Origin of the sequence: Thalassotalea sp. PS06 (assembly GCF_007197775.1) — a bacterium.
Lineage (GTDB): Bacteria > Pseudomonadota > Gammaproteobacteria > Enterobacterales > Alteromonadaceae > Thalassotalea_A.
Window position 1 is genome coordinate 970,088 of the sequence record NZ_CP041638.1, and the last position, 21,583, is coordinate 991,670.

Consider the following 21,583-nt stretch of genomic DNA (forward strand, 5'->3'; position numbering starts at 1 on the left):
GTTCATCGATCTCATCGTTAAGTGGATTGGTATAAATGAGCACAGAACAACAACAAAACGAGCCAGAGCAGCAATCTGCACCGGTAGGCATTATTGTATTTATCATCGTCCTGGTGATTATCGGCGCTGCTTATTACATGCTGTACATCGATAATCCAACCAGCCGCCCACAGCCGGAAATCGTCGACTTAAAAGATGAAAAGCTCCAGCCTGAACCGAAAATACAGGAGCTAGATGAAATTGAGGTACAGCCTGTTGAAGAGCCAAGCGAACCGGTTCCAACACCTGAACCTCAGGTAGAGGCGGAAAATAGTGAATCTAATGTCCTGCCGGAATTAGATAACAGCGATGAATTAACGGTTTCGCTGATTCGTGAAGTTACTACCACCCCTGAGCTTCTCGATGTTTTGGTACCAAGCGATATCATTCGCCGGACTGTGGTCTTCGCAGATAATTTTTCTCGCGGCGATCTCGCACTTAGGGATGCTCCGGTATATCCGCCGGAAGGAAAATTCCAGGCCTCGCAAATTAAAGAAAACGAATTTGTAATCAGTCCGGAAAATTATGCCAGGTACACTGGTTATATCGAACTTCTTAACAGTTTTGAACCGGAAGATTTAACCACCATCTATCAACAATTGTTACCACTCTTTGAAGAAGCCTATCAAGAACTTGGGTATCCGGAACGAAACTTCGAGGACGTTACCGAAGAGGTGTTTGCTCGTATACTGGCGATTGAATACCCCCTTGAAAGCCCTGTGCTGAAACAACTAGACGTGGTCTATAAATTCGAAGACGAGGCACTGGAGTCATTGACGGATGCAGATAAGCTGTTGCTTCGAATGGGCGAAGAAAACCTGTTACAGTTGCAATCTGCTGTGCTTCAGCTTAAGAATAGTCTGAACCTTTAGTATGTTTTAAGGAGAAATGGACTTATGAGTACCTCCTTCCCGGTTATTCCCGAAAATGTTCCACAAACCCGAGGCGGCCTTAGCCAATGGCTTGGCAAAAAGTCGTTGGATCTCGCCGGTTGGCAACTCAAGGGGTCATTTCCTAACGAGAGCAAGTTAATGGTTATTGTTGCACCGCATACCTCGAACTGGGATTTCATGGTAGGCCTGGCGGTAAAATGGGCTCTTAATCTTAAAGTCAGTTTCCTGGGTAAAGATGCGTTATTCAAAGGGCCGTTAGGTTGGTGGATGCGCAAGCTTGGTGGTATCGCCATTGATCGCAGCGCCCCACATGGTGTGGTCGGGCAAATGGTCGATGAATTTTCCAGTCGTGAACAACTTATGCTGGTTATTGCCCCGGAAGGTACGCGAAAGAAAGTCAAGGAATGGAAGAAAGGCTTCATGTTTATCGCCAGAGACGCGAAAATTCCGGTACTTCCGGTAGAATTCGATTTTAAGCGCAAACGCATTATTTTCCACCCAACTTACCACATCGGTGAAGATGTAGAAGGGCAATTGAAAGATATAAAAGCTTTGTTTAATGCCGAAAACGCCAGGCGTCCTCACTGCTTCTGATAATACCAATCCCATTAAGTTTGTGCACAACTCAGAGTTAGGGCCGAGGTTCATTTACAACATAGATTTTATTGATATAGTCATTCTATGTTAATGAAATATAGGGCCGTAAATGGGCCTCTCACTAACTCCCTACGGGTGAGTTTTAAAGGCGTTTGGACTACGTTACTGATTTTGGCTCATTTTAAGAGCGGAATAACCATTCTCTGCAATCAAAGCCTTGTCTAAAAGCCTTTAAATTCTCACTGAGTGAGCAATAATTTAATGGGATTGGTATAAGACTCGCCACAGTGGCTAACTAACCATATCTCACCGATACATAGCTGCCGGATTGGACAATAAATCTGTGGCACTTTAGCCGCGTTAATTTTTTCTCTCAATTTATCGATTAAGGCTTGCATGGCAGGCCTTGATTGCGGATAATGCGCGTCGCTGCTTAACACTTTAGGCGGCTTCTGAGGTGCCTCTCTCGGTCCTCCCGCAATGATACTCTGTGAACTCGGCCAGGTCCGGAAGGAAGCAACCGCAGCAGACGACTCATGTGCCGGGATGCGGCTGGGGGAGGGGCCACCAATTTCCTCTCTGGTTTTACAACGCAGTTAATATCTCCCCGCTAATGTCATCTATTAAACAGAGCGCTTTTCTTGTTGTTCAATTTGCGTTTCTATTTTAGCGATGGCCTGACGACACCTACCAAGACGCTGGTGCAAGGTGAGCACTTTCTGCTGTAGCTCGCTATCCTGGGTCGCAGCTTTATTAAGTTTTGCTTGCTCATCAAAAAGCATTTGTTCGAGGCGTTTTTCAAACCCCTGATACTCGGAAAGCTTTTCATATAACGCTCTGGTTGGTTGCATTACCCGCTCGGTGAAGTTTTTCATCCGTTTCTGGCTGATACGGTGCCTTCGATTTAACCGATAGTCGCTATCTTGGTGCCTTGAATCATTGGCTTTGATAGCGGTAATTAACGCCGATATTTGCTGTTGCAATTGCTCTAGCAAGGTATAACTCAATGATTGCTGGCCCTTGGCGAGTAATTTGTCCAGATGAATTAGTTTTTGTTGAATGCCCGGAATATAGCCGCTGTAGGTATCAAAGGATTTAGTAAATAACCTGTCGTCAAATAGAGCTTGGCGTTGCAGATAGTAATGGGATTTGCGTTGTTTGTTTTTTTGGTCGGCCGCTTTGGCATCAATTATCAACTGTTCAACCAGTTGTTGTAATCGCTTGATCTGGGATTGCATCGCTTACTCTTTATTTATATCCAGGCGTCATATGCCAGCTTAACAGCCATTATGATTACCACAATGATAAAAATGGGTCTAATAAACCGGTTGCCGAATCGAATCGCTGAATGCGCCCCCAACCAACTTCCTAAAATCATAAACAGCCCCATAGACAAGCCGATGGCATAGTTTACCTGAGCCAGATAAATGAAGGTGATAAGGGAGGTAAAATTGCTGACAAAGTTCATCGAACGGGCCAAACCCGAACTGAGAAGGATATTCATCTTATATAGCGCCAGTGAAGATACCGTCCAGAATGTTCCGGTTCCAGGTCCAGCTACACCATCATAAAACCCTAATATCGAACCCTGTAGCCACTGCTTAATTTTCAATGCCCTGGTGTTTTCGGGTAATTGATTTATCTGTTCGGCGGTACTTTTTACGATGAGGGTGTAGAGGGCACAAAGTAAAATGATCAGGGGGAGCACTTTTTCAAGCATATCGGCACTTATCATGTTTACTACTAATGTTCCTAAAATGGCGCCAATGGCTGTTGCTATTGCTGCCTGAACCCAAAATAGCGGGTTAAAAAGCCGTTTCTTGAAAAATGTCAACGATGCTGTAAAAGATGCAAAGCTCGCTGACAGCTTGTTGGTGCCCAGCACAACATGCGGAGGCAAACCCGAAGTTAACAGGGCAGGGACGGTCAGTAACCCGCCGCCGCCAGCGACCGCGTCAATAAATCCGGCGAGTAAGCCGACGATGGATAAAGTAATCAACAATGTCGGGTCTGAAAAAAGTTCCAAAAAACTACCTTAGTTAATGATGAACCCGACAATGTTACCGCGAAGCTTAAGCTGCACTGTGTTTTTCGTGGGTGATAAAAAACAAAGTAAAATTGTATCAGTTTCACCTTTAAGCACCAAAACTAATTACAAAGTTAAGGGGTTATTGTACAAATTTGCACGTTTTAACATATTTCTTACAGTGAATATGAGGTAACAGTTGAAATATATTAATCTGACACATTCATGAGTAACAGGTGCTCATTTTATTACTGCTTATCAACGTGTTAAATACAGTTGTTAGGTTTTTAGGGGGTTCTGTAAACATTCGTTAACATCGCTATTAGTCAATAAAAATCTAGTTTCGGGTGGATTTTATGCAGTTTTAGTGAGTGAAAATGTTTTTAATTGGCGACAATTTGTAAAAAATCTTATCAGATTGTGATTTAACTAGTTGACCTGTTTGAGTTGATCGGTTTAATATCGAGACCGACAGATCAGGTCGTAAGGCCTAATTATAAAAATAAATACAAAGCAATATAGCTTTGATTTCTAACAATCGAATCACTTAAAGTGGTCCAGGGAGTAAACATGTATAGCAATAATAAACTTGCTAAATCAGTTCGTCTTGCCCTTATGTTTGGTGCAAGCGCAACTGCTGCTATCTCTGCAAATGCTTTTGCAGCTGACGAAGTAGTTGAAGAAGATGAAGTAGAGCGTATTGAAGTTACCGGTTCACGCATCAAGCGTACAGACCTTGAAGGTGCTTCTCCTGTAACCGTTATGACTGCAGAAGACATCAAAGTTGAAGGTAACTTCACTGTAGCTGATGCTCTACGTGGTAGCTCATTCAACTCTTTCGGTTCTTTCTCTGAGCGTTCTGGTAGCTCTGCTCAGTCTCAAGCTACAGTTAACCTACGTGGTGCTGGTTCTAACCGTACTCTAGTTCTTCTAGACGGTAAGCGTATGCCTGGTTCTCCAACGCTTGGTGGTCAAGCAGCTAACCTTAACGCGATTCCTTTCGCTGCTGTAGAGCGTATCGAAATCCTAACTGACGGTGCATCTTCTACTTACGGTTCTGACGCGATTGCCGGTGTTGTTAACATCATTCTTAAGAAGAACTACGAAGGTCTAGAGTTCAACGTTGGTGTTGGTCAACGTGATCAGGACGAAGGCACTACTTCAAGTGAATTCTCAATCCTAGGTGGTTACTCAACTGACAAAGGTAACATCACCTTTGCATTCGATCACCAGAAGCGTTTAGGTATTTCAGACGGTGCTCGTCCTTACACTGCTGCTCGCGCAGAAGATACTGACGGTAACGGTCAAATCGATATCTACACTGCAGATACTGATGGTTGGTCTTGGTACGGTGCTTCTGTACTAGCACCTGATTTCTCTGAAATCCAAGCGTCTCCTCTTTGTGATGACTTAATCGCTGAGTACGGTGATGACGTATTCAAGAAAATGGCCGCTGAAAATGGTACTGGTTACCCAGGTGAAGTTTGTGCATTCGCATACGCAAACGTTTCTTACAACACTGCTTCTATCGACCGTAACACTCTATTCGTTGACGCTAACTATGAAGTTGCTGACAGCGTAGAATGGTTCGGCCGTGCAATGTTCGTACAAAACTCTTCTTTCGGTCGTTACGCTCCACCAGCGGCTCCATGGCCTGGTATGTCTGCTGACAACCCTAATAACCCTTACGGTGTTGATGGTGCATACGGTCTGTTCCGTTGGGTTGGTATCGGTACTCGTGACGGTAACGTTGACGATTACAGCCAAGATTACCTAACTGGTCTACGTGGTGAACTAGACTGGGGTAACGCTACTTGGGAAGCTTACTACCACAAAAATATCGCTGACAACAAATCTGTTGGTGAGTACTACTTATCATACGGTGGTCTAGCTTACAACGAAGCTAACGGCATCGACCTAGGTTCTGAGCAAGGTGTTGCTAACATGAAAGCAACGACTCTACAGAATTCTTTCTCTTCATTTGATCAGTACAACGCTGGTATCGGTTTCGACTTATTCGAACTTCCAGCTGGTGCAATTGCCCACTACTTTGGTGCTGAGTACATGGAGCAGACTTATGCTGATACTTATGACGGTCAGTCTGAAGCTGGTCTAATCGGTGGTTCTGCAGGTAACTCTGCTGCCGGTGAGCGTGATATCACTGCATTCTTCTACGAAGCAGCTATCCCAGTAACTGACTCTATCGAAGTTAACGTAGCAGCTCGTTACGATGACTACTCTGACTTCGGTGACAACCTTGCTCCTAAAGCGTCTGTACGTTGGGAACTTCTAGACGGTCTTGTACTACGTGCTTCTTACTCTGAAGCGTTCCGTGCACCAGGTCTTGACGAACTAAACGCAGCAACGACTTTCTCTGCGGAAGCCGCTACAGATTACCGTCTGTGTGAGCAAAACGGTGTTGCTCCTGACAATTGTCCTTCACGTCAGTTCGATACATACTATAAGTCTAACCCAGACTTAGGTGCTGAAACTTCTGAGTACACTAACGTTGGTCTTGCTTGGGATATTACTGATGACATGGGTCTTAAGTTCGATTACTTCAACTTGTCAATCGATGACGTAATCGCGACTAAGACTGTTCAAGGTCTACTAACTGACGAAGATCAGGGTGAAATCACTGCACTTCCAGTAGGTACAGACGTTTCTGACGAAACTTTCTACCTAATCCGTTCTGAAGGTGGTGCTCTAATCGAAGCGGGTACTGGTTACTTCAACGGTGGTACACTTAACGTCGAAGGTCTTGACGTAACATTCAACGCAGGTTTCGAAACTGGTTTCGGTGACTTCCGTTTCAACACGGTTAACTCTTTCATCTTTGATTACGGTGATGAGTTCAACTTTGCTGGTACTGAAGGTGCTCCAGAGTACAAGTCTGTTACTACGCTAGGTTGGTCTTTAGGCGACTTCTCAGCAGCTTGGACTGCTAACTACACGGATTCTACTTCTGAGTCTTCTCGTGTAGTTGATAACAAGCTAACTAAAGACGGTAAGCTAGACAGCTGGTTAATCCACAACGTTACATTCACCTACGATGCGGGTGAGTGGGGTGCATTAACTCTTCAAGTTGCTAACTTAACTGACGAAGATCCAGTACTTAACTCAATCGGTCAGTGGACCGACCAAAACTTGTACAACAACTTTGGTCGTGACTACCGTGCAAGCTACTCTATCAAGTTCTAAGAACTGCTTAGTTTAAGCTAATAAAAGGCCGCATTATGCGGCCTTTTTTATCTCTGTGACCCGTATCTACGACTACTATCTACATCACAATTCCATAAAGCTTGATCTAATATTTTTATGTTTGGTCAACGCAGCGTTAAAATTTCAGGAAACATCATGAGCAATTACTGGAGCCAATACTGGCAGCAGGGGCATTTAACTTCTTTTGGACAGGACCTCGCACACAATTATGAAGGGCCATTAAAAAATGTCTGGAAGGACGTTTTTCAACAGGCGAATAACCAAGATTCTTTCGTTGATATTGGCACCGGAAACGGTGCACTGCTTGAACTGGCTTGCCAAGGCATAAACAGCGATGACATGCCCGAAATGGTGGGAATCGATCTGGCTGACGTGGCGTTACCTGGTTCGATTAACGATTATTCAGGTAAAATTTCCATTCAGGGGAAAATAGACGCTACCAATATGCCTTTTACTTCAGAATCCAAATCCTGGGTGATCTCGCAATTTGGTATTGAATACTGTGCGATTAAAAAAGTGTTCTCGGAAGTGTCACGCATTCTGTCGAGTAGCGGAAAGTTTCAATTTATTTGTCATCACCCGGATTCGATTATAGTTAAGCCCAATACTCAGATTTTAGACATGTCGAGAAAGCTTAACGAAAATAAAGGTGCATTGTCATTGCTAGAAAACCTTACAAAAGAGCTTATTCGAAGTGGTAGAGGTAGCCCAAAATCGGAGTCTATCCGCCTGAAGCTTAATAAGAAAATAGAGGCATTGTTAACCGAAGATCAAACCGCATTCATTGCAACCTATTTTCCAATGTTTTCAAAGGCGGTGCTATCGACTTCGGACAGCACGTTGCAAAAACGCTATTTTGCCAAGTTTAAAGAGGAATTAGCCGGCTCAATGATGCGGCTTGCCGATTTATCTCAGGCAGCAATTTCCGATAAACGAAAATCAGAAATTATTTCAGCCTGTGAACAACACAACCTGGTACTTTCTACTTTTAGTGAAGTTTATGACAACAATGGTCAGTTACTCGCCTGGAGGATTGCGGGTAGCAAAGTCTCTGACTGATAATACCAATCCCACTAAGTTTGTGCACAACTCAGAGTTAGGGCCGTAAATGGGTCTCTCACTAACTCCCTACGGGTTAGTTTCAAAGGCGTTTGGACTACGTTACTGATTTTGGCTCATTTTAAGAGCGGAATAACCATTCTCTGCAATCAATGCCTTGTCTAAAAGCCTTTAAATTCTCACTGAGTGAGCAATAATTTAATGGGATTGGTATAACCTAGTTTTATATTCAATAGTGTATGGCCAATCGTTGGCAACATGAGCGTTGGTAATAAGCTGGGATATGCGTAGCGTTACCATGGCAACAGGTTACGATGACGATAAAGGCCAGAAGTCTGACGATTAATGTAAGAACCTGTTTGACAAAGAGCCGCCTTTCGCGGGTCAGGGTTTCGCAAGTGGTGGTACGGGTATTAACACCGTATCAGAAGCTTATGACGTTATCGGTCAATACTTCCAGTTTAGTTTAACGATGAAATTCTAATTCTGGATATTGTATTAGTAGCGTCGGATTTTCCGGCGCTTTTTTATTTCCAGAGAAGATGAGTTTACTGAAATTGCCGTTGTGCCGCATCTCATCTGGTTCAATATCATGCTAAAATGAACCTTGTATGTTTAACATTTTTGGTGGTGTTTAAGAGTTAATCGATATGTTTACCTGCAGGGGGCGTGATTGCTATTAACGTAGAGCTTTATTTCAATTTAAAAATCCAATCAGGTTAAGAACGATTCAGACTCGTAAACAACACTTCATAATAATCCCAATCTTTAATCTATTTTCCGCCAAATCTGTTTAGCAAAAGGCTGTTTGTTAAACTAGAGTTAACCAGCAGTGAGTGCATATATGGGCACCTTTTGACGGATATTTTCAGATAAATCTGTATAAATCCCACAGACACAGTTCTATTTAAATTTGACTTACTACGAACAACTTAGTAAAAAAGGTTTATGTCATTAAAGTTTTTGTGTATTTATTGACAGATATTAATAAAAAAAACGCAAAAAAAGGTTATTTTTTAAGCGCTAAGTGTGAGCAAAGCAAAATGTTTGACTTTAACGTCAAGCTATTGTCTTATATACAGCTGTATTTTTAAAAAAAGCAGAATAGAAATAACAATTTTGGGAACTTGGTTGTCGCGTTTGTTGCAATGAGGTTAACAAGATTGTGTTTCTATTTTTAAAACAACTGAGCACTGAATTCCGATATTCAGCACCGCCATTTATTGGTAGTGATAAAGTTAAATAGCAATTGGTTGGGAACTATGTCCAAAATAAGCAAGAAAAGCCTAATCGCTTCGTCGATTGTTGGCGCCATGGCTTTGGCAGGTAGCAATTTCGCTTCCGCTGCCAGCCTGAACGAACTTCAAAACGGTGAAGCTGCAATTATTAAAGCTTCTGCTAACTCTCAGAAAAAGATCAACGGCATCTATGAGCAAACTCAGGAATTACTAGCTGAGTACCGCACTGTTGTTGACGAAACTGAAAACTTGAAAGTTTATAACGATCACGTTCAGCGTTTGGTTAACGACCAGCAAGCTGGTATCGACTCTCTGGAGCGTCAAATTGGTACAATCGAGGAAACCAAGAAAGGTGTTGTTCCTCTAATGTACAAGATGATCGAATCTCTTGAGCAATTCATCGAACTAGACATCCCGGTTAACCTGAAAGACCGTACTGAGCGTTTAGAACGTCTTAAAGACGTGATGAGCCGTCAGGGTATCTCTGTCGCTGAGCAATTCCGTTTGGTTCTTGAAGCTTACGAAATTGAAACCGATTACGGTTCAATGTTCTCTGCTTACCAGGGCGACCTTGAATTTGAAGGTACTAACATCACTGTCGACTTCGTTCACATGGGGCGTACCGTTCTTGTCGCTCAATCTCTTGATTTGAAAAACGCTTGGATCTGGGATCACAGCAACCGTGAGTGGAAAGCTTTGGAAGATGAATACCTAAGCCCAATCACAAAAGCAATTCGTATGGCGCGTAAACAAACTGCTCCTGATCTAGTTAAACTACCAGTATATGCAGCGGGGGCTGGTGAATAATGAAAACGATTATTAAAAGCGCAGTAATCACTGCAACTCTAGCATTAACAGCGGGTATGTCTGTAGCTTCTGCGAACACTCTTGACGACCTGTTAAAGCAAGTTAAAGCTGACCGTGTGTCGGAAGCTAAAATCGATAAAGCGCGTGAACAAGAATTCTTGTCTGCTCGTGCTGACAAACAAGCTCTACTAAACAAAGCGCAAGCTGAGTTAAAAGCTGAGAAAGATCGCAACGCTCGTTTAACCAAACAGTTTGCTGATAACGAAACTATGCTAACCACCAAAGAAGCTGAACTTGAAGCTGCTAAAGGTGACTTAGGTGAGATGTTCGGTGTTGTTCGTCGTGCATCAGGTAACGCATACGGCCGTATCGCTACTTCAATCGTAAGTGCTGAATACCCGGGTCGCGAAGCGGTTCTTGACAAGCTTGCAAACGCCAAAGAAATTCCGGTTCTTTCTGAACTAGAAGAACTATGGTTTGCACTGCAAACTGAAATGACTGAGTCAGGCAAAGTTTCTACGTTTGACGCCGAAGTTACTATGCTTGACGGTGGTAAAGCTAACCAGTCTGTTACTCGTGTTGGTTCATTCAACCTTCTTTCAGACCAGGGTTACCTGAACTACAACGACGTACAGAAGCAAATCCAACCTCTAGGTAAGCAACCTGACACTGCTGTAGGCGATGTTGCTCCTTTCCTGGATAACACTTCTGGGTATGCGCCTCTATTCATTGACCCTTCAAAAGGTCAGATTCTTAAGCTAGAGACGCAAAAAGCTACGTGGTCTGAGCGTTATCACCAAGGTGGTACCGTTGGTTATGTAATCACTGCAGTACTTATCCTGGGTTTCCTAATCGCTATCGAGCGTATGGTATTCTTGGGCGCTGTTGGTGCGAAGATCAAAGCGCAGCTTAAGAACACTTCACAACCTAAAACTAACAACCCTCTAGGTCGTATGTTAACGGTTTACGAAGAAAACAAAGACATCGATGCAGAGTCTCTTGAACTGAAACTGGATGAAGCTATCTTACGTGAGACACCGAAGGTTGAGCGTGGTATCAACATCATCAAGATTTTCGCTGCAATCGCGCCTCTATTAGGTCTACTAGGTACAGTTGTTGGTATGATCGGTACGTTCCAATCAATCACGCTTTACGGTACGGGTGACCCGAAAATCATGGCTGGTGATATCTCTATGGCTCTTGTAACAACTGCTATGGGTCTAATCGCTGCATTGCCTCTAATCCTTGTACACAGCATCGTAGCTGGTCGTGCTAAAACTATTTTCCACATCCTTGACGAGCAAAGCGCGGGCATCGTAGCTTCAATCGCCGAGAAGGAGAAACAATAATGTTGTTCCTGATAGAACTTTGGGAATCTGTCAGGGAATTTATTGCGACAGGCGGCTTCGTATTATACTTCGTCGCCTTGGCACTCTTCTTAATGTGGATTTTGATGATTGAGAAGTACTGGTTTCTGACTTCGGTCTACCCAAAAATGAAGCGTGATATTATCGCGCGTTGGGACGCCCGTACTGACACAACGTCATGGTATGCACATCGAATTAGAGATGCATGGATTTCTGAAGCGGCAGAGATATTAGATGCACGTATGATTACCATTAAAACTTTGGTAGCTATGTGTCCCCTTATCGGTTTGTTGGGTACCGTTACTGGTATGATTGCAGTATTCGAAATTATGGCTGTACAAGGTACAGGTAACCCGCGCCTGATGGCCGCAGGTATTTCGATGGCAACAATTCCGACCATGGCCGGTATGGTTGCAGCCTTATCGGGAGTATTTTTCAGCTCTCGTTTGGATGCAAAGGTGAAAATGGCCAAGGCGAAGCTTGTTGACAGCTTGCCTCATCACTAGAGAGAGTTTCTAATGGCACGTAAACGTATTCGTGAAGGGGAAGAAGCAGCGATAGATATGACGCCGATGCTCGACATCGTATTCATCATGCTTATCTTCTTCATTGTAACCACTTCCTTCGTGAAGGAAGCTGGTATCGATGTGCAAAAGCCGGCAGCGGCTAATGCGATTAAGAAACCGTCAGCGAACATCTTCATAGCTATTCGTGAAAACGGTGAGATTTGGATGGACAAGCGTGTAGTTGATGTAGAACGAGTTTCTGCAAACCTTGAAAAACTACTCGCTGAACAACCAACTGATATTGTAATCATCCAGGCAGATAAAGGCGCTCGTCACGGTGTCGTTGTTAAAGTTATGGATGCAATTAAGGATGCAGGAATCGATAAGATTTCTATTGCTGCAGCAACAGGTGCTTAATATGGTTCGCTTTCTAGTATCAATACTATTGGGCGTGGCTGTAACCTTTGGTCTGTTTGTGTTTATGGCATTTTTGATCTCTGGTGGCGCCAAGCGTAACGCTGATAATCAGGAACAAGTGATTATTGACATCGTGTCTACGCCGCCTAAATCAAATGTTCAGGAACGTAAACGTGTGCCACCGCCACCGCCACCGCCACCAAAAGTTCCACCGAAGCCTCAGGCTCCGGAGCCAGATACGAGTAATAACAACAATGGTTTGGCGTTTAACGTCCCTGGCGTAGAGTTATCCGGTACATCTGCCGGTATGGATGCCCCAGGTGCAGGCTTTGGCCGAGATGGTGAAGCAACGCCTATCGTTCGAATCGAGCCTAAATACCCGATTCAGGCTGCTCGTGATGGTAAAGAAGGCTGGGTACAGCTTAGCTTCACCATTAACGAAGTAGGTGGCGTTGAAGACGTTACCGTTATCGCAGCCGAGCCTAAGCGTATTTTCGACAAAGAGGCAAAACGTGCTCTACGTAAGTGGAAGTACAAGCCGAAAATCGTTGATGGTAAGCCTATCAAACAACCAGGTATGACGGTTCAACTTGACTTCAAGATGAATCAGGACGGAGGTGCTCAATAATGCTTAAAAAAATCATTGGCTCATCCATGCTGGTTGCTTTTGTAGCCACTGCAACTCTGCCGCTAGCGACGCAAGTCGCTGCTGCTGAGCAACAGCAACAAAAGAAGAAGAAAAAGACCAAGATCGTTGGTCAGTCGGTCGGTAAAAAGGTTCAGAAAGCGTTTGAAGCCTATTCTGAAGACCGTATCGATGATGCGTTAGCAATTCTTCTTGATATTGAAACCACCAAAGAGTACGACAGAGCTTATGTCGATCGCTTTATTGCGAATATGTATGCGACGAAAGGCGGCGATGCCAACAGCGTCAAAGCGATTGAGTATCTTGAGAAAGCGACGAAAGACGATGTTCTGAATGACAAAGAGCACTCAGATTCGATCAAACTTCTTGCGGATCTGCAAATTCAACAAAAGATGTATCGCGAAGCGTTAACCAATTATGACGCTTGGATGAAATACACTGGCGAAGAAGATGCAAATACTTACGTCAAGATTGCTCAAGCTCATTATGAGTTAAAAGAATTGGATAAAATGATTGAGCCTGCCGATAAAGCAATCGCTTTATACGAAGAGCCAAATCAGAACCCATATATCTTGAAACTTACGTCTTTCTATGAGCGTAAAAAGTATCCTGAGTCTGTCAAGGTTCTGGAAGATGTATTGCAATTGTTCCCTGAGAACAAAACATGGTGGACGCAATTAGGTATGTTCTATACCCTGGTTGAAGATTATGACCGTGCGCTTTACACACTTGACCTGGCTTACAAGCAAGGCTTCCTTGAGAAGGAATCTGAAATCAAAATGTTAGCAAACCTATACGCTAACAACGATGTACCAATTAAGTCAGCGAAGCTGATGGAAAAGTACATTGATAACGGATTAATTCCTCGTACCAGCGAGAACATGTTCACTATGGCGAACTCGTTCCACGCAGCTCAGGAAGTAAAAACAGCCGCGAAATACTTCGGTGATACAGCTAAGTTGTCTAACGACCCTAAGCATTACCGTCGTCAAGGCATGTTATTGCAACAATCTGAGCAATATGATGCTGCGACTAAAGCTTTGCAAAAAGCGATTGACCTAGACATAGACAACAAAGGTGCTGTGTATATGACAATGGCTGAAGCTTACTTCTATCAAGAGAAGTTTAAGCAGGCATATGCTGCAATCAAAAAAGCTCAGGAAGATCCAAAATCAAGACGAGCTGCACGCAGCTGGGCTCAGTACATTAAAGATACTGCTGATCGTAAAAACGTTAAGATTTAACGTTATCTTTTCGATTTAAACTAAAAACCAGCCGCATGGCTGGTTTTTTATTTCTTGATAATATTTCTTTAAAGCATTCGCTCTAACATTATTTTTAAGCTATAAGTTATACACGAATGATGTAATTTGTTTACACACGGTAGTAGTATAAGTTTCGCTGCTGTGGAATAATTCTAACCCTATAAATTGACGTCAATAACAATATCGGTTACCCATGAACTTAACACATCTAAAACAGCTGGAAGCTGAATCTATTCACATAATCAGGGAAGTCGCCGCTGAATTTGATAACCCTGTGATGTTGTACTCTGTAGGTAAAGACTCTGCGGTAATGCTTCACCTAGCGATGAAAGCTTTTTACCCTGCCAAGCCACCGTTTCCGTTAATGCATGTTGATACAACATGGAAATTCAGAGAAATGATTGAATTTCGTGATCGCATGGCTGAGAAATACGGTATGGAACTCATTAAGCACACTAATGAAGAGGGGCGAGCAGCTAATGTAAACCCATTCGATTATGGTAGTGCTAAATATACCGACATCATGAAGACCCAGGCTCTTAAACAGGCCCTTGATAAGTATCAGTTTGATGCTGCCTTTGGTGGAGCACGTCGTGACGAAGAAAAATCTCGAGCGAAAGAACGCGTTTATTCGTTCCGGGATAAAAACCACCGTTGGGATCCGAAAAGCCAACGCCCAGAGCTTTGGAATACCTACAATGGTAAAGTAAACAAAGGCGAAAGTATCCGCGTATTTCCATTATCTAACTGGACTGAATTAGATATCTGGCAGTATATCTACCTGGAAAATATCGAGATTGTACCTTTATACCTCTCTGCAGAACGTCCTGTGGTAGAAAGAGATGGTACCTTGATCATGGTGGATGATGATCGTATGCCATTACATGAAGGTGAGGTGCCTGAACAGAAAATGGTTCGTTTCCGTACCCTGGGTTGTTACCCACTAACTGGCGCTGTGGAATCAGAAGCTACGACCTTACCTGAAGTTATTCAGGAAATGTTGCTGACAAAAACGTCTGAACGTCAGGGACGAGTCATTGATCACGATTCTTCGGGCTCGATGGAGAAGAAAAAAATGGAAGGCTATTTCTAGAGTGTAAACCTGCCTGTTTAGCACGAGCTTAATGCCCCGAGTATGGGGCTAAAGAGAAAAGCCCAAGATTTCACGGATAACACAATGAACGCAATGAACGAACAAACTTTATTAGAAACTGATATCGAAGCGTACCTTAAAGTGCATGAGAACAAAGACATGCTTCGATTTTTAACCTGCGGTAATGTTGATGATGGTAAATCTACTTTGATTGGCCGTTTGCTACATGACTCAAAATTAATTTTTGAAGATCATATGGCGGCAATTAAGTCGGATTCAAAAAAATTCAACACTACCGACCAGGAATTTGATTTAGCCCTACTCGTTGATGGCTTGCAATCGGAACGTGAGCAGGGGATTACGATTGATGTGGCATATCGTTACTTTGCCACAGACAAGCGCAAATTTATCATCGCTGACTGCCCGGGCCATGAACAGTACACCCGTAACATGGCAACAGGTGCATCAAACTGTGACCTAGCCATCGTGATGATCGATGCGCGTTACGGCGTCCAGACTCAAACCAAACGTCACAGCTATATCTGCTCACTCCTTGGTATTAAGCACGTGATTGTTGCTGTAAACAAGATGGATTTAGTGGATTATTCGCAAGATGCATATCGTAAAATCAAAGAAGATTACAAAACATTCGCAGAGCAGTTAAATATACCTGACGTTCGCTTTGTGCCAATTTCGGCGTTGAAAGGCGATAATGTCGTTAATAAATCTGAAGCAATGGATTGGTATCCTGGTGCCACACTAATGGCTCTTCTGGACACCGTCAAAGTTGATACTGACAAGAATACCGATGATTTTCGTTTTCCAGTTCAGTATGTAACTCGTCCGAATCTGGATTTCCGCGGTTTTTGTGGAACTATTGCCGGTGGTATTATTCACATTGGTGATGTAATCACCGCGATGCCTTCTGGCAAAACTTCTACGGTAAAAAGTATCGTTACCGCAGATGGTGATTTAGAATCTGCATCCGTTGGCCAGGCTGTAACCATTACCTTGAACGATGAGATTGACATTTCTCGCGGTGATGTTTTGGTGAAGTCAAATAAGCTTTCTACGGCTTCTGAAAAATTCCGCGCAACCATTGTGTGGATGAGTGATGCGGCAATGCAACCTGGTAAAGAATATGAGTTTAAGGTAGGTGCCAAGAACACGTACGGCCGGGTAAATTCCATTGATTATCGAATCGATGTGAATACCATGGAGCACACCGAAGAAAGCGAAATGCAACTCAATGAAATTGCCTCTTGCGTGGTACAAACCAATAGCCCTGTGGTTATCGATGAATATAGCAAGATTCAAGGTACTGGCTCTTTTGTTATTATCGATCGCTTAACCAACATCACCGTTGGTGCGGGCATGATTACCGACACCGTTGTTGCTGACGATGGCCAGATAGTTGAGCGCGAATATACTCAGGCTGAGAAAGATCTCAATGCCTTTATTCGTAATACCTTCCCTGAATGGGACTGTAAGGCTATCTAATTTAGCTACAGCTCTTGTTAAAAAGCCGGTTGAATTACCGGCTTTTATCTACTTGCTAGTCGTAAACTCATACGTTATCTTTAACGAATTATTACAATAAGTTAGAACTGCGGATAGAAACCACTATCGTCTCTGGATGCAGGTCTGACAAAGAGTCATAGGCGATTCATGCTAAACATTGATCAATGGTTCATGGTAGGTGTATTTATTGCTACCTTTGCAGGATTGATTAAATTCCAAAATGTTCCTGAGCGCGTTTTTGCCGTCTCAACATTGGTGTGTCTGAGTTTTTCTTTTGTAAGCACCAAGCAGATCTTTACTAATGCGGTTAACCCCGGCTTAATCACCCTAATCCTGCTTATTACCTGCTCTTTTGCTCTGGAGCGAACCAGCTTTCTTCGTATTCTTGCCAATCGGATGATCTCGAAACACCGATTTAAGTCTTACGTCAGAACCTTGCTGGGTACAGCATTTGCCTCTGCAATATTAAACAACACCGCGGTTGTTGCTACCCTGATTTCACCTATTAAGAATAATAAGTTTATTAACCCGGGTAAATTGCTGCTACCGGTTTCTTATGCGGCGATATTAGGTGGAACATTAACCTTAGTGGGTACGTCGACTAACTTGATTGTCAATTCGATGTTAATTGACCAAGGACTCCCCGGCCTGAAGTTTTTTGACTTTACCCTTATTGGTTTTTCTGCCTTAATCGCGTGCTTGTGCGTGCTATTTATTCGATTAAAAACCCTGCCTTTTACTGAAGCAACAACAAAGAGTGAAAAGCACTATTTCGTTGAAGCGGAAGTTACTGAGGATTCCCGTTTAATTGGCAAATCGATTGAAGAAAATGGCTTAAGGAATATCGATTCTCTGTTTCTTGTCGAGATCATTCGTCACGGTCACTTAATCTCACCGGTTACCCCTGAGGAGTTTTTGCGTCCCGGTGACAAGCTGATATTTACCGGTGATATTTCCAAGGTTTTTGTACTCCAGCAATTCGATGGCCTGAAGCTATTTGCAGAGCAAGATGGTTTATTACGAGATAACCTGACCCAAGTATTGATTAAACCCGGTAGCGCGATAATTGGAATGACTTTAAAGCAGGCCGGCTTTAGGGCAAGATTTGACGCCGCAGTTGTAGCCATTCGCCGAGAAGGGGCAACGTTATCGGGAAAACTTGGAGAGTTGGTGATTCAATCGGGAGATTTCCTGGTACTAGCAGTGGGTAAAGATTTCATAACCCGCACCAACCTGAGTAAGAATTTTTATATCATTACCGGTGTTAAGCCAGACAATATGTTGACGGGTTGGCGCGACAAACTTACCTTATTTGGTTTTATCGGCTCGATTTCTACGTCGGTTATTTTCGAAGTGCCGTTACTAAAATGTCTTATTTTCTATTCGGCGGCATTATTTGCGACCAAATGTTTGAGTATCAATGAGATCAAACGCCGTTTCCCGTTAGAAATCTGGGTTATCGTAGTGAGTGCATTAACTCTGGCTACGGCACTGGAGTCTACTGGACTGTCGCAAGTTATCGCTTTACACGTTCATAACTTTCTATCAGGACAAAGCGCTATATTTGCATTTGCTGCGGTATTTATTATTACCTTGTTGATGACCGAGTTGATAACCAACAATGCAGCTGCTGCACTTATTTTCCCGATAGCATATAACATCGCGATAGGTCTCGGCGTAAACCCTGTGCCATTTATCATGGCTGTCGCCTTTGGTGCTAGTGGCAGCTTTATCAGCCCTTATGGTTATCAGACCAATGTTATGGTATTTAATGCTGGAAATTACCATTTGAAAGATTTCGTCAAAGCCGGGATCCCAGTATCACTCACATATATCGCTGTGGTTCTGTTTATGATTCCGCAAGTATTTCCGTTTTAAATAAATGATCTAAACAGAAGATATTACAGAGGCAAACCTTACTGAAAGGAACAACAATGAAAACTGAAAATACGGTTTGGCACCCAACACAAATTAGCAAATCAGACCGAGCCAGACTAAAAAAACAACGTCCTTGTTTACTTTGGTATACAGGGTTAAGTGGCTCTGGTAAGTCGACCATCGCTAATGCTGTCGATGACCTGTTATTTGAGCGTCAATGTCACACTTATCTGCTTGATGGCGATAATGTTCGCCATGGCCTGAATGGAGACCTTGGATTTTCAGACGAAGACCGAGTTGAAAATATCCGCCGCATCAGTCAGGTTGGCAAGTTATTCGTTGATTCTGGCCTGATTGTTTCTACCGCGTTTATTTCTCCATTTCAGTCCGATCGCGATATGGCCAGAGAGCTACTGGAGCAGGGCGAGTTTATCGAAGTATTTATCGATACCCCGATTGAAATCTGTGAGCAACGTGATCCAAAAGGTCTATACAAAAAGGCCAGGGCAGGTGAGATCAAAGATTTTACCGGTATCGACTCGGGATACGATATTCCGGTAAAACCGGAAATTCATGTGCAAACCGCGGAAAAGGATATTCTGGCCTGTGCACAACAAATTGTCGATCACCTCAAAACGCAAGGTTATATCAACTAAATTTTATTTACGGATTAACTCATTTCAGGTCAAGGCCGGCGTTTCATTGAGGTGCCGGCCTTTCTTTTGTAACAAATCATGTGTACTGCTAGATCTGACATTTCGTTCAACGTAGTATCAATGGCGAATATATCCACGCAAAAGACTGGAAAACAAAATGAAAACAATTGTAACGGGCGCGGTCTGCTCGTCCTTGCTACTTCTTAGTGCATGTAATAGTGAACCCGCGAGCACTAACGAAGCGCCAGCTAAAGCTGAAATTACCTCGCAAAAAACAACATTGGCTTCGGGTATCGAAAAAGCCAATATGGACCAATCAATTCGACCACAAGATGATTTTTACCTTTATGTTAATGGCGGTTGGTTAGATTCTCATCCGATGCCTGCAGATAAAACTGCGATCGGTTCTTTCTATGACTTGCGTGATAAAGCAGATGAAGATGTTAAGGCGATTATTGAGGAGCTTGCGGCTACTGAGAACCTGCAAAAAGGCAGTGATGAGCAAAAAGTTGCCGACCTTTTTAATTCCTACATGGATGAGGCCAAGCTTAATGAGTTAGGTATGACGCCAGTTCAGCCGCTGTTTGCCGAGATCTCCGCAATTAAGAGTACTGATGATTTAGCCGCATTCTTCGCGAAAGCACAGATTACAGGATTGGATTCGCCGTTATATTTCTATGTCAGCATTGATGCGAAACAGTCATCACGATATGCGGGTCATGTATGGCATTCCGGCCTGGGTCTCCCGGATAGAGACTACTACTTCAAAGAAGAACAACGCTTTGAGAATATGCGCAATGACTACGTAGCACACATTGAAAAGATGTTTACACTGGCAGGCCAGAGTAACGGCAAACAAGCCGCCGAACGTATTATGGCACTAGAAACTAAGTTGGCTAAGTTACACTGGACACGTGTTCAAACCCGAAATAGTGAAGCAAGATACAATAAGTTTGCCGTTGCTGATTTGAATACAGTTTCGGATAATTTTAACTGGAATGTCTGGCTAACCACTCTTGGTGCAGAACAACAGCAGGATATTATCATTAACCAGCCTGATTTTGTGAAAGGCTTCGGTGAACTGGTGGCGAAAGTCTCGTTAGAAGACTGGAAGACCTACCTTAACTGGCAAGTGATCAATGGTTATGCATCTTACCTGACTGCAGAGTTAGACCAACAGAATTTTGCTTTTTACGGCAAAAACATTAATGGCCAGCAGCAACAAAAACCACGATGGAAGCGTGGTGTAAGTCTGGTAAATGGCAATCTGGGAGAGATCATTTCTCAGGTTTATGTAAAACGTCATTTTAAGCCTGAAGCGAAAGCGCGGATGAATGAACTTGTTGAAAACCTTCGTGATGCTTACGGTGAGAGCATCGACTCTTTAGAGTGGATGTCTGATGAAACCAAAAAAGCTGCCCGGGTAAAGCTGGCGGCCTTTACGCCAAAAATTGGTTATCCGGACAAGTGGGAAGACTATTCTGCCATTGAAATTAATGCAGACACCTTAATTGCCAACTTGCAGAGTGCAGATAAGGTGAGCTATAGCAAGCAGTTGGAAAAGCTTGATGGCCCGATTCGCAAGTGGGAATGGCATATGACTCCACAAACGGTGAACGCTTACTACAACCCAACGGTGAATGAAATTGTATTTCCAGCGGCGATATTACAACCACCATTTTTTAATATGGAAGCAGATGATGCGGTAAACTATGGCGGTATTGGCGCGGTTATTGGTCATGAAATGGGACATGGATTTGATGACCAGGGTAGCCGCTATGATGCCGAAGGTAATCTTCGCAACTGGTGGACCGAAGAAGATCTGGCAGAATTTAAAAAGCGCGCTAGCAAGCTTGTTGAACAATACAATGGTTATCAGGTATTCGATGACCTACACGTGAACGGCGAGTTAACCCTGGGTGAAAACATTGGTGACCTTTCGGGTTTAACGATCGCATATCGAGCATATCGCAATTCATTAAATGGCGAAGAAGCACCGGTTATTGATGGCTTAACCGGTGATCAAAGGTTCTTTATGGGCTATGCCCAGATTTGGCGCGGAAAACGTACCGAAAAAGCGTTGCGTGAGCGTGTAGCAACCGATCCACACTCTCCCGGACACTTCAGGGCGATTGGTTCGCTTGCCAATATGCCTGAGTTTATTGAAACTTATGGTGTGAAAGAGGGCGATAACATGTATATCGCTCCGGACAAACGGGTGAAAATCTGGTAACTGAGAAAGGGAGCTTCAGCTCCCTTTTTTGTGCGATGTTCAATACAGCTTGCTCGGTTCGTTTATGCTTCGCGGATCTTTTGATTTTGGGCTCTAGCCTCAATCTGCTTGCTTTTAGTG

The 21,583-nt window shown here is 43.4% G+C and carries 17 protein-coding genes and 1 other RNA gene; 16 read left to right on the forward strand and 2 right to left on the reverse strand.

Annotated elements, in window-relative coordinates; genetic code table 11:
- The first annotated feature begins 35 nt into the window (after positions 1-35).
- From FNC98_RS04240 to ffs, 3 genes are all read left to right on the forward strand, one after another.
- Positions 36-911 carry a DUF3014 domain-containing protein gene (locus FNC98_RS04240; RefSeq protein WP_143580093.1) on the forward strand — a complete coding sequence of 292 codons (876 nt, stop codon included), beginning with the start codon at positions 36-38 and terminating at the stop codon, positions 909-911.
- 24 nt (positions 912-935) lie between these two features.
- Entirely contained in the window at positions 936-1,526 is a 591-nt protein-coding gene (locus FNC98_RS04245; protein ID WP_143580094.1) for a lysophospholipid acyltransferase family protein, read from the forward strand.
- Between the two features lie 467 nt (positions 1,527-1,993).
- An RNA gene (ffs, locus tag FNC98_RS04250) (signal recognition particle sRNA small type) lies at positions 1,994-2,090 on the forward strand.
- A 62-nt stretch (positions 2,091-2,152) separates the two neighbouring features.
- On the opposite strand, the gene priC is transcribed toward ffs, so the two are convergent.
- Both priC and FNC98_RS04260 read right to left on the reverse strand, forming a co-directional pair.
- Positions 2,153-2,767 (reverse strand): primosomal replication protein PriC, encoded by a 615-nt coding sequence (priC, locus tag FNC98_RS04255; RefSeq protein WP_143580095.1) that lies wholly within the window; start codon positions 2,765-2,767, stop codon positions 2,153-2,155.
- 14 nt (positions 2,768-2,781) lie between these two features.
- Positions 2,782-3,555, reverse strand: a complete 774-nt coding sequence (locus FNC98_RS04260; protein ID WP_143580096.1) for a TSUP family transporter — start codon at positions 3,553-3,555, stop codon at positions 2,782-2,784.
- Between the two features lie 570 nt (positions 3,556-4,125).
- On the opposite strand from FNC98_RS04260, the gene FNC98_RS04265 reads away from it, so the two are divergent.
- From FNC98_RS04265 to FNC98_RS04325, 13 genes are all read left to right on the forward strand, one after another.
- Positions 4,126-6,756, forward strand: a complete 2,631-nt coding sequence (locus FNC98_RS04265) for a TonB-dependent receptor (protein ID WP_143580097.1) — start codon at positions 4,126-4,128, stop codon at positions 6,754-6,756.
- A 156-nt stretch (positions 6,757-6,912) separates the two neighbouring features.
- Entirely contained in the window at positions 6,913-7,836 is a 924-nt protein-coding gene (locus FNC98_RS04270) for a class I SAM-dependent methyltransferase (RefSeq protein ID WP_185968053.1), read from the forward strand.
- A 1,262-nt stretch (positions 7,837-9,098) separates the two neighbouring features.
- The gene (locus FNC98_RS04275) at positions 9,099-9,881 is read left to right on the forward strand and encodes a DUF3450 domain-containing protein (protein WP_143580099.1); all 783 of its coding nucleotides are present in this window, start codon (positions 9,099-9,101) and stop codon (positions 9,879-9,881) included.
- Positions 9,881-11,230, forward strand: a complete 1,350-nt coding sequence (locus FNC98_RS04280; RefSeq protein WP_143580100.1) for a MotA/TolQ/ExbB proton channel family protein — start codon at positions 9,881-9,883, stop codon at positions 11,228-11,230. Before FNC98_RS04275 ends, FNC98_RS04280 begins: the two co-directional genes overlap by 1 nt.
- The gene (locus FNC98_RS04285; protein WP_143580101.1) at positions 11,230-11,754 is read left to right on the forward strand and encodes a MotA/TolQ/ExbB proton channel family protein; all 525 of its coding nucleotides are present in this window, start codon (positions 11,230-11,232) and stop codon (positions 11,752-11,754) included. The genes FNC98_RS04280 and FNC98_RS04285 overlap by 1 nt, the downstream gene beginning before the upstream one ends.
- A 12-nt stretch (positions 11,755-11,766) precedes the next feature.
- Positions 11,767-12,171 (forward strand): ExbD/TolR family protein, encoded by a 405-nt coding sequence (locus FNC98_RS04290; RefSeq protein ID WP_143580102.1) that lies wholly within the window; start codon positions 11,767-11,769, stop codon positions 12,169-12,171.
- Between the two features lies 1 nt (position 12,172).
- Positions 12,173-12,799 (forward strand): energy transducer TonB, encoded by a 627-nt coding sequence (locus FNC98_RS04295; RefSeq protein ID WP_143580103.1) that lies wholly within the window; start codon positions 12,173-12,175, stop codon positions 12,797-12,799.
- On the forward strand, positions 12,799-14,061 hold the full coding sequence (locus tag FNC98_RS04300) for a tetratricopeptide repeat protein (protein WP_143580104.1): 1,263 nt from the start codon (positions 12,799-12,801) through the stop codon (positions 14,059-14,061). The genes FNC98_RS04295 and FNC98_RS04300 overlap by 1 nt, the downstream gene beginning before the upstream one ends.
- A 214-nt stretch (positions 14,062-14,275) precedes the next feature.
- Positions 14,276-15,175: a sulfate adenylyltransferase subunit CysD gene (gene cysD / locus FNC98_RS04305; RefSeq protein ID WP_143580105.1), complete on the forward strand. Its 900-nt coding sequence runs from the start codon at positions 14,276-14,278 to the stop codon at positions 15,173-15,175.
- 93 nt (positions 15,176-15,268) lie between these two features.
- Positions 15,269-16,675: a sulfate adenylyltransferase subunit CysN gene (gene cysN / locus FNC98_RS04310; RefSeq protein ID WP_144035452.1), complete on the forward strand. Its 1,407-nt coding sequence runs from the start codon at positions 15,269-15,271 to the stop codon at positions 16,673-16,675.
- Positions 16,676-16,843: 168 nt separating this feature from the next.
- On the forward strand, positions 16,844-18,574 hold the full coding sequence (locus tag FNC98_RS04315; protein ID WP_143580106.1) for an SLC13 family permease: 1,731 nt from the start codon (positions 16,844-16,846) through the stop codon (positions 18,572-18,574).
- 56 nt (positions 18,575-18,630) lie between these two features.
- Positions 18,631-19,230, forward strand: coding sequence for an adenylyl-sulfate kinase (gene cysC / locus FNC98_RS04320; protein WP_143580107.1), 600 nt, complete (start codon positions 18,631-18,633; stop codon positions 19,228-19,230).
- A gap of 157 nt (positions 19,231-19,387) precedes the next feature.
- Positions 19,388-21,463: a M13 family metallopeptidase gene (locus tag FNC98_RS04325; protein ID WP_143580108.1), complete on the forward strand. Its 2,076-nt coding sequence runs from the start codon at positions 19,388-19,390 to the stop codon at positions 21,461-21,463.
- The last annotated feature ends 120 nt before the right edge of the window (positions 21,464-21,583 follow it).

Excerpts from the sequence above, each read along its gene's own strand:
- priC (WP_143580095.1), bottom strand. The coding sequence starts at position 2,767 with ATGCAATCCCAGATCAAGCGATTACAACAACTGGTTGAACAGTTGATA.
- FNC98_RS04300 (WP_143580104.1), top strand. The coding sequence starts at position 12,799 with ATGCTTAAAAAAATCATTGGCTCATCCATGCTGGTTGCTTTTGTAGCC.
- FNC98_RS04275 (WP_143580099.1), top strand. The coding sequence starts at position 9,099 with ATGTCCAAAATAAGCAAGAAAAGCCTAATCGCTTCGTCGATTGTTGGC.
- FNC98_RS04295 (WP_143580103.1), top strand. The coding sequence starts at position 12,173 with ATGGTTCGCTTTCTAGTATCAATACTATTGGGCGTGGCTGTAACCTTT.
- FNC98_RS04280 (WP_143580100.1), top strand. The coding sequence starts at position 9,881 with ATGAAAACGATTATTAAAAGCGCAGTAATCACTGCAACTCTAGCATTA.
- cysD (WP_143580105.1), top strand. The coding sequence starts at position 14,276 with ATGAACTTAACACATCTAAAACAGCTGGAAGCTGAATCTATTCACATA.
- FNC98_RS04285 (WP_143580101.1), top strand. The coding sequence starts at position 11,230 with ATGTTGTTCCTGATAGAACTTTGGGAATCTGTCAGGGAATTTATTGCG.
- FNC98_RS04270 (WP_185968053.1), top strand. The coding sequence starts at position 6,913 with ATGAGCAATTACTGGAGCCAATACTGGCAGCAGGGGCATTTAACTTCT.
- cysC (WP_143580107.1), top strand. The coding sequence starts at position 18,631 with ATGAAAACTGAAAATACGGTTTGGCACCCAACACAAATTAGCAAATCA.
- cysN (WP_144035452.1), top strand. The coding sequence starts at position 15,269 with ATGAACGAACAAACTTTATTAGAAACTGATATCGAAGCGTACCTTAAA.
- FNC98_RS04240 (WP_143580093.1), top strand. The coding sequence starts at position 36 with ATGAGCACAGAACAACAACAAAACGAGCCAGAGCAGCAATCTGCACCG.
- FNC98_RS04245 (WP_143580094.1), top strand. The coding sequence starts at position 936 with ATGAGTACCTCCTTCCCGGTTATTCCCGAAAATGTTCCACAAACCCGA.
- FNC98_RS04325 (WP_143580108.1), top strand. The coding sequence starts at position 19,388 with ATGAAAACAATTGTAACGGGCGCGGTCTGCTCGTCCTTGCTACTTCTT.
- FNC98_RS04290 (WP_143580102.1), top strand. The coding sequence starts at position 11,767 with ATGGCACGTAAACGTATTCGTGAAGGGGAAGAAGCAGCGATAGATATG.
- FNC98_RS04315 (WP_143580106.1), top strand. The coding sequence starts at position 16,844 with ATGCTAAACATTGATCAATGGTTCATGGTAGGTGTATTTATTGCTACC.
- FNC98_RS04265 (WP_143580097.1), top strand. The coding sequence starts at position 4,126 with ATGTATAGCAATAATAAACTTGCTAAATCAGTTCGTCTTGCCCTTATG.